The sequence below is a fragment of the Aestuariibacter sp. A3R04 genome (assembly GCF_018860805.1).
GTDB lineage: Bacteria > Pseudomonadota > Gammaproteobacteria > Enterobacterales > Alteromonadaceae > Alteromonas.
In genome coordinates this window covers 243,392-257,982 of record NZ_JAHKQR010000002.1, presented here as the reverse complement: position 1 = coordinate 257,982, position 14,591 = coordinate 243,392, and the positions used below count along the sequence as shown (strand labels likewise).

Below are 14,591 nucleotides of genomic sequence, written 5' to 3'. Positions count from 1 at the left end.
AGAGAAAATCATGACATCCAAACACCTTGAATTGACGCAGGTTGGTATTGATTTCCCCACACCTAAGGGGCCCTTTACCGCGCTTTGTGACGTGAACCTTAAAATTGAAAAGGGCGAGTTTGTATCTCTTATCGGTCATTCTGGTTGTGGTAAGTCGACGGTATTAAATATTGTGGCTGGTTTGCACCAGGCTACTACCGGTGGCGTTATCCTTGATAACGCAGAAGTGAAAGAGCCCGGCCCGGAGCGGGCGGTGGTTTTTCAAAACCACTCCCTGTTGCCCTGGTTAAGTGTTTACAAAAACGTGGAGCTGGCGGTAAAACAAACCCTGCGTGGAAAAAGCAAAAAAGAAATTCGCGATTGGGTGATGCATAACCTCGAACTTGTGCACATGACCCATGCCACTGACAAATTACCCTCTGAAATATCAGGCGGTATGAAACAGCGTGTTGGTATTGCCAGAGCCCTGGCCATGGAGCCGAAAGTACTGTTGATGGACGAACCATTTGGCGCACTCGATGCTTTGACCCGAGCGCATTTACAAGACTCACTCATGGATATACATGCGGATTTGGGGAATACGGTAATTATGATTACCCACGATGTTGATGAGGCAGTTTTACTGTCTGACCGCATCGTTATGATGACAAACGGGCCTGCTGCAACGGTGGGGGAGATCCTCGATATAAAACTGCCCAGACCGCGTAACCGACTGGCATTGGCGGATAACCCAGAATACAACCATTATCGGCATGAGGTGCTAACCTTCCTGTATGAAAAACAAAAAAAGATAGAGCCGGTGGGGAGCAAAAAGTCGACTAAATCCTCCGTCGCCGGCAAACCCGACAGCAAGTCGGACGCAGCATAACTTTTTAGTAAATTTAAAATAAACAATGAGATAGCTCTTCTTGATGTGAAGGGCGGGCTATTCTCGTCTCAAATATAAAGGAACGCACAATGAAACTATCAGCAATGTATACACGCTCGGTTCTGGCCGTTGCGCTGTCGGGTATTCTATTTCCTGCTGCCGGCGCAGACTGGTACGACGCAATGAAAGAAACCACTGCGACGGCGAATTTTAATTTGCGATACGAATCGGTTGATCAGGACAATGCTCTGGCAAATGCCGATGCATTGACGTTGAGAACCATGGTAGGTGTAACTACTGGGAGCTATAACGGGTTCTCTGTTACCGCCGAAATGGAAGATGTAAGAATAGCATTTGGTCAGGGCGATTACTCTGTGCCGCCCGCGGGGTACAAAGCCGGTGAGTATTCGGTCATCGCTGACCCTGAAACCACTGAATTGCATCAGGGTTTTGTGCAATACAAGAATGATAACCTCACTATAAAAGGGGGGCGTCAAATTATTACTCTCGATGGCCACCGTTTTGTGGGTCACGTAGGGTGGAGACAGGATTGGCAAACCTTTGACGGGGTAACAGCTAAGTATGCTACTGACAACTTGTCTTTGTTCTACGGTTATGTCAGTCAACGCAATCGCATTTTTGCCGAGGCCGCTGATTTAGACAGTAAAGATCACCTTCTTAATGCCTCATATACATCGGATATTGGCAAGTTTACTGCCTATGCATACTTACTGGAAGTCGATAACGACACGGACAACGGATTAGATACGTATGGTATTAGCTATACCGGCAGTTCTTCGCTAGAAAGTATGAAGTTAGTGTACAGTGCTGAATTTGCCACACAAACGTCTGACAGCGGTTCGAACAGTTTTGATGCCGACTATTTAAAACTGGAGGGGGGGGCAATAGTGTCGGGTATAACCGGTAAAGTGACCTACGAAGTACTGGGGTCTGATGACGGTATGTACGGGTTTTCAACGCCGCTGGCAACACTGCATAAATTCAACGGTTGGACCGACCAATTCCTGGCTACTCCTGCGCAAGGTTTGGAAGATCTTACTTTTTCTCTGAGTGGCCCCCTCGCTGGCGGTAAGTGGTTGTTGGCATATCACAACTTTGAGGCGGATGAGTCGTCAGCGGAAATCAGTGATTTGGGGAGCGAGATAAACGTTCAATACGTTACCAAAGTGGCTGAGCATTTTACCCTTGGACTGAAATACGGCAGCTATTCTGCGGGAGATATTAAGGTGGATACCGATAAGTTGTGGGTATGGGTTAACACGAAGTTCTAAGCTACCAGCAACCGTGCTTTTGCGGTTTGAAATTTTACCAGTCAGCGGTGCTGACTGGTATTTTTTTTCGAAATGAAGGAATGCACTATTTTTCAGTGACGCATTCCTATTATCTCAATGGCAGGTAAGAGTTCTGCCGCCGGCAAGCTCAGCACCTGTTGGTAAAAGTAGAGTTCGGCATTCAGTGCAGTGACGATGTTTTCGGACTTCCTGAAACCATGGCCTTCCCCTTCAAACGGGATATAAGCAGTGGGGATCCCTTTGTCTTTCAATGCGTTGAAAATCATTTCTGATTGATTAGGAGGCACGACTTTATCTTCTAGTCCCTGTAGTAAAAGAAGTGGGGCGTTGAAGCCATCAAGGTGATGAATAGGGGAGCGGTCGATATACAAGTCTTTGCGCTCAGGATATGGACCGATAACCTGATCCAAATAACGGGATTCAAACTTATGCGTATCACCGGCCAACGCTTCGATGTCGCTAATGCCGTAATAGCTTGCTCCGGCTTTAAACACATCGCTGAACGCCAGTGCTGCAAGCGTGGTGTAACCGCCGGCACTGCCGCCCCGGATAATCAACTTGTCGCTATCAGCCAGGCCTTGTTCGGCCAGCCACTGTGCGCCAGCGACGGCATCTTCTACATCCGATACACCCCATTGCCCATACAGGGATTGGCGAAAATCTCGGCCATATCCGGTACTTCCTCGGTAATTGAGATCAAGAATACCAAAACCCCGGCTGGTCCAGAAATATTTACTCACTGAATACGTGGGGGATGCTTTTGAGGTTGGTCCGCCATGTACCATTACAATCAGTGGTGGCAATGAACCTTCAGGTGCACTGACATTGGGATTCGTCGGAGGGTAAAAGAGTCCGTAGGCGCTTTCGTTGTCCGCAACCGGGAAGCTCACTTCGCGAACTTCGGGTATCCAGGCAGGAGCTAATGATGCGTTACTTGCGGTTCTGAAAAGGGTAGAACTGAGACTGCTTGAATTTACCCAGCGCAAAGCAACGAGTTCAGCTGGCCGAGTTTTGGGATCTTGAATTACGTAAATACCAAAATCAAATAGAACGAAATCTTCGATAGCTGCACTTTCAGGTGTTAAGGAATGCATGGTGTTATCTGTTGGGGTAAGCAGATACAGCTGACCAGTAGCCCCTTGTACAACTTGTGCCACAATTGAGCCGTCATTTAGGATGCGATAATAGTGTTTACCTATTTGCCAGGCGGGCCCCCCAATTTCAGACTGTTCAGGTTGTAGGTTCAATGGTGTAAAGCCCTCACCGGATACCTTATACAATGACCACCAGTTGTTTCTATCACTCAATACGTATAAGTTGCCATCGTGGTCCCATTGGGGATCAATCGCCGATTCACTGTCACCCGGGTTGTGTTCGAACAGGTTGTTCAGCTTGCCATTTTCGTCAAATGACGCTGACCAAAGGTGGGTGTTATCCCAGGGCATATTGGGGTGATCCCAGGCAATAAAAGCAATGTGTTTGCCATCTGGTGATACACTGGCCGCAGACACAAAACTACTACCTTCAAACAGTATTTCGCCTTCGGACATGCCGTAAGTGGGAATGGCCACAAGTGTGTTTTGTGGTTCGCCCAAAACCCGATGGTCCTCGCGGATACAAATAAGTCGTTGGCGAGTCGCATCCAGTTCACAGGCGCCAAAGCGGATGTTGTCTTCGGGCGTGATAGCGACGGGCGTCTCACCGATAGTCATGCGATAAATACGTTGATCTGTAAAGTGGGTAAACCAGACTACGCCATCGTTCACCAGCATAGAGCGACCGCCGTATTCGTGTACCCGGGTTCTCGCATTCCATGGTACAGGTAACACTTCCTCCGGGGGACTGTCGGGCTGATCTTCTTTTTGTCGCATGATGGTACTGCGACCGTTTTCCTCTGGGCGGGACTCAACCCAATAGACATAGCCGTTGTCAACAGCGAGATTTGACAGTCCCTTCGCTCCTTGAACTACGGATTGTGCGGAGATGGGCGATGGCCAGCCGCCGTAATTTATATGTTGGGTAGATAATGTGCTCATATTATTTTTATCCTGAGGGGTTTCTTGCGGTTGACAGGCTGAAATAAGAATGACTATTGAGAGAAGCAGGTAACGCATGTCAACAGGCCTTTGCATTTTCGAGTTAAACGCTGATTGGGTACACTACACTGTAACGCACTAGTTTGCGAACCGCTATTATTCCGTTGACGAGCAGTATGAAATTGAAAATAAACGGGGAACAAACGATATCCGAGTAAACACCGATAACAAAAAACGCGCCTGAAGGCGCGTTTGTATGAGTACAAGGTCAAATTACTGTTTGGATAGCCAAACGATTAAGTCTTTTATATCGTCTGCGGTCATGCCTTTTACAAAGGTAGTTTGATAGCGACCGTTTACGATAAATGACGGCGTGGCATTCACATCGTTGCGATATTGAGCCAGAAGCTTATTGTTTCTCTTAACCATGTTGTTTACACCAAAGCTGGTAGCGAGCTTGTCAAACTCTGCAGGGTCGACGTCATTGACAATAAACAGGCTGCGTAAGTCATTCAAACTGGCGATCGGGGCCCGTTGTTCGTGAATGTATTTAAAAATGGCGTTAACCAGTTTGTCTTCTTCTTTTACCGCGCGGGCAATCATCAGCGCACGAGTGGCTTCATCTTGCACATCGGTAGAGGCACCGCCCATAAAATTCACATGAATTTTTGTGAATTTAGTACCTTCAGGCAATGACTTTTTGATATCTGCCACGATAGGCTCGAAGCGATAGCAATGGCCACACCAGAACGAAACAAATTCGTAGATTTCGGGTTTCTTTGTTTCCGGTTGGTTTAGCACTTTATAGTGAGTGCCTTCTTTCCACTTGCTGTCATCAGCACACGCCTGCAAGGGGATTAGCAACGCAGCCAATAGAAATAAAACGATTTTTTTCATTGTACGTACTTCCGTAATAATTCAACTGAAAAAAGGTTACCACAGTGATTTGCCCGCGACTAGCATACGCGACAAGACGCGCAAAAGGCAGGTTAATAACCGAGTTTGAGTGGTGGTTCATGAAGCGCAGCAAGTTGTTCTTTGAGCGCCAGAATTTGCCCTTCCCAGTATTTGTCTTCAGCAAACCAAGGAAATGCCCGGGGGAAGGCCGGGTCTTCCCAGCGCTGGGACAGCCATGCCATGTAATGCACCATACGCATAGCGCGTAAGGGCTCAATTAAAGGCAATTGGCTTGCATCGAAGGAGTTAAATTCGTCATAGGCTTCTACCAGCACATCCAGTTGTAACAACTGCTGCTGTCGGTCGCCACACAACATCATCCACAAATCCTGAATGGCCGGGCCCATCCGACAGTCATCTAAATCTACGAACATGGGGCCGTCACGCCACAAAATATTGCCTGGGTGGCAGTCGCCGTGCAAACGTATATGAGCGGGCTGGGTGTAGCGCTGGCGGGTTTCTTTGATAAGAGGGTCGAGAATAGCAAAAAAGGCTGTTTGTAAATGGCTGGGTAAAAGACTGCTATTTACAAGGATTTCTCGGGGCTTGTCTAGGAATGCAGATGGCGTTAACGCTGGACGGTGTTGAAACGGACACGCCTGTGCCACGCGGTGAATACGCCCAATAAATCGGCCCATCCACTCCAGTTGGTCGAGGTTATCTACTTCAAATTGCCGGCCACCCACTGAGGCAAACACTGCGAAGCGAAACCCACAGGCGTGATGGAGCGTGCGTCCGTCCAGTGTGAGTGGGGCGACCATGGGAATATCTGCATCTGCCAGTTCTTTGGCAAAATCGTGCTCTTCCTGGATCTGTTCATTACTCCAACGGCCAGGACGATAGAATTTAACCACTAACCGGCGACCGTCATGCGCTTTGAACTGGTAAACCCGGTTTTCGTAGCTGTTTAATGCCAGCAAGCCGGATTCAGGGTAAATCCGGCAGGTTTCAAGGGCATCCAGAACGGTATCAGGGCTTAAGCCTGCAAAAGCAAAATCTGTTTGCTTGGTGCTATTTATAGAGGAATTTAGTTGGTTCATTAACTTCCACAACATTGCCCTCTGCGTCGGTGGTGGTCACGTGGAATGAAATCTCCGTAACCGCCTCGCTGAGGTTCTTGGGTGAGGTTTCCAGTGATAGTGGCATACTGAAGACTTCTCCGCCACCCACAGTCACTATTGTTTCACCGAGAATGTTGTAACTGTCCAGTCCTTCCACGGCAATTGTATAAGTATGTGTATCCTGGGACTTGTTGAGAATTTTAAGGGTATATACATTCTCAACATTGCCCCTGCCATTTTCTCGATACAGTGAATTGCGATCGCGGATGAGATCTACTTCCAGCGGAACCCGGGTGACGATGTCGGCAACGAGCAGGCCGATCATCACAAGGAGCACGACGAGGTAGCCAATGAGCTTGGGTCTGACAATATGTGTTGTGCCACCTGAGAGCCGTTCCTCAGACGTGAAACTAATCAGGCCTTTGGGATAGTTCATTTTTTCCATCACGCCGTTACAAGCATCCACGCAAGCGCCGCAGTTAATACATTCGTATTGCAGGCCATTGCGAATATCGATGCCGGTGGGGCACACCTGTACACACAGATTGCAGTCTATGCAATCCCCGAGATTTTTTGCTGCCAAATCTTCATGTTTGAGCTTACGAGGGCGTGGGCCGCGAGTCTCGCCGCGATTGAAATCATAAGACACAGTAAAGGTGTCTTTGTCGAACATGGCAGACTGAAAACGGGCATACGGACACATGTGTGTACACATGATCTCCCGCATCCAACCCGCGTTCCCATATGTACAGAACGTGAAAAACAGAATTGAAAATACCGCCCAGAACCCCGCATTGAACGTAAAGAAATCTGTAAATAGAGGGCCGATAGGGGTGAAATAACCAACAAAGGTCAGTGCGGTCAACAGCGCGATGGCTAACCAGGCTAAGTGCTTAGCCGTTTTGCGCCAAAGTTTGTCGAAATCCATATCGCGTTCGTCAAGCTTGATGCGTTTATTTCTCGGCCCTTCTATTTTTTCCTCGCACCAAATGTACATATATACCCATGTGGTTTGGGGACACAGAAACCCGCACCAGACCCTGCCTGCAAAGGTAGTGACAAAAAACAATGCGAAAGCACCAACGATAAAGATGTACGCAAGAAGTGTGAGATCCTGAGGCCACAATGTCATTGCAAAAATGGTGAACCGCTGATCGACAAAGTCCAATAGTATGGCTTGGTGGCCGTCGTATTGAATCCAGGGAATCACAGCAAAAAGGGCAAGAAAAATAAAACCGAAGAAACGGCGGAAAGACTCGATAGGGCCTTTTACTGCGCGCACATAAATTTGATCCCGGGAAGATTGACGCTTTTTAGGCATACCGCCAGCGGGTTTGTGAACCTTAACCGGTGTGACGTCTTTGACCTCGATGTGTTCGCTCATGGATAAACCTTATGACAACAGGTGATACTGAAAACCATTATACGGGCAAAAGACCACTTACCCTTAACGCAGATCAATAATTTGCAAGCTAACCTGCAGAGCATTATAGATCTTCATAAATAAGTATGAAATGTGAACTACCCTTTTTCATTGATATTTTATACATTCATGCTCCTAAAATAGAACGTGTATGCTAGACACATTTATGGTTTTGAATAACAGAAAAGGAAAAGTTCGACCATGCGGCGCAGTATAGTGGTTTTATTAGAGATTGCAGTACTGATAGTTTTGTTTCGTTTGCCATTTGTGCAGTACGTGATTGAAGATGCTCAGCGTGAAGTCTCTGGTTGGTTTCAGTATTTGGCGACCTGGCAGGAGAGAAATGAGCTTCAGAATTTACAGGAGCTAGCTGCGCCTCAACTCTCTTCACTGCGCCCCTATCAACAAGATTACGTGACGGGTTTACTCCACAACGGCAGCGAATTAAAAGAGTTTCACTCCACCTACTGTGGAAAAGCCGCTATCAACCCCTTTCTGAAAGGCATTGAACTCGCCCAATTCTGCCACACCATTGAGAGTACGAGAATTCTGACTTTGAAAGGCTAGGCAGGGCCTGGCCTTAGGTTCCGGAACTGTTCAGTTTATATTCACTTTTGCCCCGGTAATCTGTTTGGCATACGGGGGAACATTTTAGCCCTTCGCTGTTCCAACCGTTATACGTACTGATTTACAGGTACATGATTACAGTGGGAGGATGGACGATATGAAGATTCAGCTGAGTATGTTGGCATCGAGTGTGTTGTTAGGGGGACTGGTTTTCCCTGGGTTTGCAGGTGCTGCTTCAGTGGAAGTTACCTGGGAAAACCCGGAGAAATACACGGATGTTCGCCCATCGAATGAAAGCAGAGTGAAATTCAAGGAGCGAACCTTTAAGGCGTTGGAAGCTTATCTTGGGAAACTAGCTGAAAAATTGCCCGCAGATGAAAAATTAACCATTAACGTCACTAACCTGGATTTGGCCGGGCAGGTGTGGCCAAGTAGCTTTGTTTTTGGCAATGCCACGGGCGCTGATGTGCGCATTATTAAAAGGGTAGACATTCCCCGGATGACGTTTAGTTACACCCTTACGGATGCCAGCGGAAAAGCGCGTAAGAGTGCGGAAGTCAAATTAAAGGACATGGGGTTCATCGATAATCCTCGTCGCATTGCGCAAAATGACTTCTTAGATTATGAAAAGGTTATGCTGCGAGACTGGTTCAGAGAAGAGATGGCTGATGTCATCGTAAAAAACAAGGTGGAGTAGAGCACGCCTAGGTGACCGTGAAAGGACATTGCCCGAAAGTCGGGTATGCGTACCGGTTTCCTTTGTGCTCGTATGCGTTACAGCGTTATTAAATAGTGTTTTTTTTTGTGGTCTGGCAGCGTTATTTGGGTATAGAAACGAGCCCCTCTACGGCTTAGCTGTCGACGCAGGGGAGGAGTTATTTTGGGCCATTTCGAGTAGCCTTTTTGCCATTTTTTTTGCAATCGAAGCCGCGTCGGGTATATCTGCGGTATGCGCATTGACAATCGCACCATCCGCTAATAACGCTAACTCTACTGACAGGGCTTTCGATTCCTCTATATCAAGCGGAGACAGGAGTTCTTCTATATAATGCGTTACCAGTTTCTTGTGGGCTTTGCAGATTACGTGAACTGGGTCGTCCTTATCGGGGTATTCCGCAGAAGCGTTAATGAACATACATCCGGAAAAGTGGGAAGCGTGGGTCCATTCCTCTATGGCATCAAAGAAAGCTAATATCCGGTTAAAGGGGCTGTTACCTACCTGTTGTGTTTCATATTTCTCAACCAGTCTTTTCAACATAGCCATAAACTCGGCGTCACGGTGCTCAAGTGTGGCAACAATTAGCTCATCCTTAGATTTAAAATGGTTATATAAGGTTCGCTTGGCGACGCCGGCTTCATCAATAATCCGGTCAATACCCGTTCCTTTAATTCCTTCCTGGTAGAAGAGCCTTTGTGCCGTTTCAATAAGCTGTTCTCGTTTAGTTTGTTTCGGCATACCTATACACCCCAAGCTAAAGTATACCGAGCAGTATACTCGCCGTACTAGGGGTGTAAACCAGTCAACGCAATACTGTTACCTGTTCCAAGCGACACTATTTGTCCACAAATCGCATTGAGTTTTTTTGTGATTTACCAAGGATACCAAAGGGTTACTGACCAATTGGTCAAAAAACTGACGATGTCGGTCAAAAAGTTGTCATTTCTCTGTAGTAAATTCTTTATACTCTTCAACTGCACTTTGGGATAGTTTCTAATTACAAGCTGGAGCATGAATAATGAAAGCACCAATCCTGCTCCCTCTCGTGTTAGGTATGTCAGCGCCTGTTTTAGGCAGTGAGCTGCTCATCTCTGAATACGTAGAAGGAAGTAGTAATAACAAAGCAATAGAAATCTATAACCCGACAGAACAAACTGTACAACTGGCAGGTTATACCCTATCCATTTATTTCAACGGGGGAACCTCTGCAGGAACGAATATCAGTTTAAGTGGTTCACTGGCGTCTGGAGAAACGCTGGTAATCGCGGATGACAATGGCAGTGCTGATTTGTTGTCAAAGGCTGATGTTACGTCCTCACAAAGCTTCTTTAATGGTGATGACGCAATTGTGCTGTCTGCATCTGGCGGCGCGGTGGTTGACAGCATTGGGCAGGTGGGATTTGATCCTGGATCATCATGGGGAAGTGACGGTGTCACTACTGCGAACGATACCTTGGTAAGAAAAAGCAGCGTTACTTCTGGAGACACGAATCCTAGTGATCCTTACGACACATCAGAATGGGAAGGTCTGCCTCAGGACGATTTTTCCGGCCTTGGCACACATAACGGCACTGGTGGTTCGGATAGCGGCGGCGGTGATACCGGTGGTGGTGACACGGGTGGAGATGCAGGAGAAGATGGTGATTTCAGTGATGTATGCACCAATTGCCCGAACCTGAGTAAAATTGCCGATGCCAGTGTCTTCGACCCGGCTGCGTACTATGCGGCGGTAAAAACTGAAATTGATGCGGGCGCCAGTACCTCTGTTATCAGACAAGTATTGAGTGAAACCATTTCCGGCCAACGGGTACTTACTTATTCTGAGGTTTGGTCAGCGCTAACTGAAACCGATGAAGACCCTGCAAACGGGAATAACATTCTGCTGATTTATTCGGGCAAATCTATTCCAAAAGCCAACAATGGTTCAGGTTCGAATTCGAGCAAACCTGACTACTGGAATCGTGAGCATAGTTGGCCTAAAAGCCACGGATTTAGTAGCTCCAGCCTTGAAGCATACACAGATATTCAGCACCTTCGACCTTCTGATATCACAGTGAATAGCGCACGGGGTAATCTCGATTTCGACAACAGCGATAGTCCGTTGTCCGAAGCACCTGAAAACCGCGTTGATAGTGACTCATTTGAGCCTCGTGATGCCGTTAAAGGTGACGTCGCGCGCATGATGTTCTATATGGACATGCGTTATGAAGGCAGTGGCAGTGATAGCACGCCTGACTTGGTGCTCGTAAATACACTGACAAACAGCGGCGATCCTCAACTTGGGATGTTGTGCACGCTGTTGGCATGGAATGACGCCGATCCGGTGGATGAACTGGAGAGCAATCGTCAAGACCGTATTTATGAGTATCAGGGCAACCGCAACCCGTTTGTCGATCACCCTGAATGGGTTAGCTTGTTTTACACGGCTGAAAATTGTGATAGCGGTAATACCAATCCGGATCCAGACCCAGACCCGGATCCAGAACCCGATCCTGATCCAGAACCAAACCCAAACCCTACGGGCTCAGCTCCCATAATGCTAACGGCAGTATTTGACGGCCCTCTGCCTGGTGGTGTTCCAAAAGGTGTAGAGTTATTGGTAACCCAAAACATTGACGATTTGAGCGTATGTGGTGTGGGCGGTGCCAACAATGGTGGCGGTACTGACGGTGAAGAGTTTACTTTCCCTGATGATTCCGCTTTAGCCGGCGAGTTCATTTATATTGCCACTGATACGACGGGTTTCACCGAGTTCTTTGGTTTTGCACCTGATTATACCTCTAACGCTGTATCCATCAACGGTGACGACGCCATTGAAGTCTTCTGTGATGGCAATGTTGTCGACCTGTACGGTGATGTCAACACTGACGGCTCAGGCGAAGACTGGGAATATCTGGATAGCTGGGCATACCGCGTAAGTGGCGGTCCATCGGCTGTATTTGATATTAACAACTGGCAGGTAGCCGGCCCGAATGCTTTAGACAATGAGTCAGACAATGCTACGGCAGCGACACCTGTACCACTGGGTACCTATGTGCTGCCTGCAACGGAATTGTTCTTCTCGGAATACATTGAAGGCGGCGGCAACAACAAGGCTGTGGAAATTGTCAACCTGGGTGTGAGCGACGTAGATCTCTCCCTCTATGACGTTCAGATTTACTTCAATGGAAGCAGTTCAGCAGGACAGACAATTTCGCTGTCTGGCCTGTTAGCGCCGGGTGACGTTTTTGTTGTTACACATAGTTCGGCGGAAGCATCGCTTAAAGATCAGGCTGATATTAGCACTGGCTCTTTGGCGTTCAATGGTGATGACGCAATTGTCCTGCGCAATGATGGCACCATTGTGGACAGCATTGGCCAGATTGGTGTGGATCCGGGTTCGTACTGGTCAGGTGGCGATGTGCGTACGCAAAATCGCACGTTGGTTCGCAAGTCTGCTGTGACTGCTGGTGATGAAGATGCGTATGACGTCTTTGATCCAAGCGTTGAATGGGATGCTTACGACCAGGACACGTTCACCTTTATCGGCAACTACGGCTCAAATGATAATGGCAGTGGCGATGAGCTGGGTATGTGTGCAGATGCCGCCACTTATATTAGTGCTGTGCAGGGATCAGGTGGTGCGTCACCTATGGTTGGTCAGAGTGTCATTGTCGAAGCGATTGTCACCCATACTGCGCCTGCGCTTGATGGCTTTTGGTTGCAGGAAGAATCTGTCGACGAAGATGGCGATGCCATGACCTCTGAAGGTGTGTTTGTAGAGGCTCCGGACTTACTTGATACAGTAGCCGTTGGTGACGTTGTACGCCTGGCGGGAACGGTGAGTGAGAACTACGGACGTACAATGATTACCGCCACTTCAGAAGCAAGCATTTGTGGTTCTGATATGGTTGCAGCCGTTGCAATTGCGTTGCCAATGACCGATGAAGAGGGCTTTGAGCACGTTGAAGGCATGTTGGTAACCAGCAGCGAAAACTGGGTGATAAGCAATATCTATCCGTACAGCGATTTCGGTGAAATCTGGGTGTCGACAGAGCGTTTGTACACACCTACGCAAGTTTTTGCACCGGGTTCACAGGAAGCCGCCAATTTAGCTGCAAGTAACGCGCTGAATAAGTTGATTATAGATGACAATGCAGATGGATTTGCCTCGTCTTGGATGCTGCCAGCAGGTGGATTCAGCCCTTACAACACAGTGCGCTCTGGTGACATGATCACATCGGTAACTGGCGTGATGGATTACGGTTATTCTGCTTATCGCATCCGTCCAATCGAAGCACCCGCGTTACTGTCAGTAAACTATCGTGAAGATGCACCAGTGCTGGCTGAAGGCAACCTCAAAATTGCCAGCTTCAACGTGTTAAATCTGTTTAACGGCGACGGTGAGCAAGGGGGCTTCCCCACGGCCCGTGGCGCTAGTAACTACAGTGAATATCAGCGTCAACTGGCAAAAGTAGTCAACGCATTGTTGGCCATTGATGCCGATGTGGTTGGATTGCTGGAATTGGAAAACGACGGTTTTGGGCCGAAGAGTACAGTGGCGCAGTTAGTGGATGCACTTAATGCGGATGCTGGCGCGGGTACATACGCTTACGTGAATGCCGGTGGAGATCAACTGGGTACCGATGCAATTACATCGGGAATTATCTATAAGCCAGCGGTGGTTACACCGGATGGTTCACCGGATATCCTGATGGAAGCTAACAGTATCGTTGACGAAGAAGGCCCATTGTTTGTCGATTACGGAAACAGACCTTCGTTGTCACAGTTGTTTGTACACCAGGAAACCGGTGAGCAATTTGCGGTGGATGTGAATCATCTGAAGTCGAAAAATAGCAGTAGCTCCTGTGCCGAGAATGGTGATTTGGAACAGGGCGCATGTAACCGCAAACGCACTCGAGCCGCAACGGCTGTGGCTGCCTGGCTGAAGCAGACTTACGGTGATACCGCCGTAATCATGCTGGGTGACTACAATGCGTATGCGAAGGAAGATCCGGTGCAGGTGTTGGTTAGCGAAGGTTTTGCAGACATCGTAGCGAACATCCATGGTGAAGGTGCGTATAGCTACACTTTCGACGGCCTTGTTGGCACATTGGATTATCAGTTCGCCAACGAGCAGGCCATGTCATGGCTGGTAGATGTGACAGAATGGCATATTAACAGCGATGAACCTGAAATATTTGACTATAACGAGGAATACAAAGATTCGTCTTTCCTCAATGAGTTGGTATTTAGAGCCTCAGATCACGATCCAGTTATTGCCACTTATGCGCTGGAAGCAGCAGGCCAAGGAGTTGTAGGTGACTGGGATGGCGACAATGACATCGACTTAGACGATGTACGCGCATTTATGCTGGCTATTTTTGCCCGTGAGTCTATTGATATGGCATTTGACTTAAACAGTGATGGCCAAGTGAACACTCGTGATATTGCCACTATGCGTAAAATGTGTACACGCAGCCGCTGTGCAACAGAAGTTGATGGTCAAGGCAATAATGGGTTGCAAACAGGCAAGTCGGCGTTATTCCACTAACCGTATGACATAAAAATCAAAAGCCCCGTGTTTACGGGGCAGACCCTACATACAAGCCCCTCTTTACGAGGGGTTTTTTATATTTTTTTGTGAGGGGTCGGCGTACATGATTAAC

Annotated in this window: 10 protein-coding genes; 5 read left to right on the top strand and 5 right to left on the bottom strand. The window is 47.8% G+C overall.

Annotated elements, in window-relative coordinates:
- Positions 1-10 precede the first annotated feature (10 nt).
- Complete coding sequence (locus KO518_RS04390; RefSeq protein WP_216024620.1) at positions 11-868, top strand: ABC transporter ATP-binding protein; 858 nt, start codon at positions 11-13, stop codon at positions 866-868.
- Positions 869-957: 89 nt separating this feature from the next.
- A complete protein-coding gene (locus KO518_RS04385; protein WP_216024619.1) occupies positions 958-2,160 on the top strand; it encodes an alginate export family protein in 1,203 nt (400 codons plus the stop codon).
- A gap of 92 nt (positions 2,161-2,252) precedes the next feature.
- Here KO518_RS04385 and KO518_RS04380 read toward each other — a convergent pair whose 3' ends face one another.
- From KO518_RS04380 to ccoG, 4 genes are all read right to left on the bottom strand, one after another.
- On the bottom strand, positions 2,253-4,217 hold the full coding sequence (locus KO518_RS04380; protein WP_216024618.1) for a S9 family peptidase: 1,965 nt from the start codon (positions 4,215-4,217) through the stop codon (positions 2,253-2,255).
- A gap of 273 nt (positions 4,218-4,490) precedes the next feature.
- Positions 4,491-5,114: a thiol:disulfide interchange protein DsbA/DsbL gene (locus KO518_RS04375; RefSeq protein WP_216024617.1), complete on the bottom strand. Its 624-nt coding sequence runs from the start codon at positions 5,112-5,114 to the stop codon at positions 4,491-4,493.
- 92 nt (positions 5,115-5,206) lie between these two features.
- A complete protein-coding gene (locus KO518_RS04370; protein ID WP_216024616.1) occupies positions 5,207-6,214 on the bottom strand; it encodes a serine/threonine protein kinase in 1,008 nt (335 codons plus the stop codon).
- The gene (gene ccoG, locus KO518_RS04365) at positions 6,186-7,619 is read right to left on the bottom strand and encodes a cytochrome c oxidase accessory protein CcoG (protein WP_216024615.1); all 1,434 of its coding nucleotides are present in this window, start codon (positions 7,617-7,619) and stop codon (positions 6,186-6,188) included. The genes KO518_RS04370 and ccoG overlap by 29 nt, the downstream gene beginning before the upstream one ends.
- A gap of 240 nt (positions 7,620-7,859) precedes the next feature.
- On the opposite strand from ccoG, the gene KO518_RS04360 reads away from it, so the two are divergent.
- Together KO518_RS04360 and KO518_RS04355 are read left to right on the top strand one after the other, a co-directional pair.
- Positions 7,860-8,225 (top strand): hypothetical protein, encoded by a 366-nt coding sequence (locus KO518_RS04360; RefSeq protein WP_216024614.1) that lies wholly within the window; start codon positions 7,860-7,862, stop codon positions 8,223-8,225.
- A gap of 157 nt (positions 8,226-8,382) precedes the next feature.
- Positions 8,383-8,922: a DUF3016 domain-containing protein gene (locus tag KO518_RS04355; RefSeq protein ID WP_216024613.1), complete on the top strand. Its 540-nt coding sequence runs from the start codon at positions 8,383-8,385 to the stop codon at positions 8,920-8,922.
- 147 nt (positions 8,923-9,069) lie between these two features.
- Here KO518_RS04355 and KO518_RS04350 read toward each other — a convergent pair whose 3' ends face one another.
- A complete protein-coding gene (locus tag KO518_RS04350) occupies positions 9,070-9,681 on the bottom strand; it encodes a TetR/AcrR family transcriptional regulator (protein ID WP_216024612.1) in 612 nt (203 codons plus the stop codon).
- A 280-nt stretch (positions 9,682-9,961) separates the two neighbouring features.
- Here KO518_RS04350 and KO518_RS04345 point away from each other — a divergent pair, with 280 nt between their 5' ends.
- On the top strand, positions 9,962-14,476 hold the full coding sequence (locus tag KO518_RS04345; protein WP_216024611.1) for an ExeM/NucH family extracellular endonuclease: 4,515 nt from the start codon (positions 9,962-9,964) through the stop codon (positions 14,474-14,476).
- Positions 14,477-14,591 lie beyond the last annotated feature (115 nt).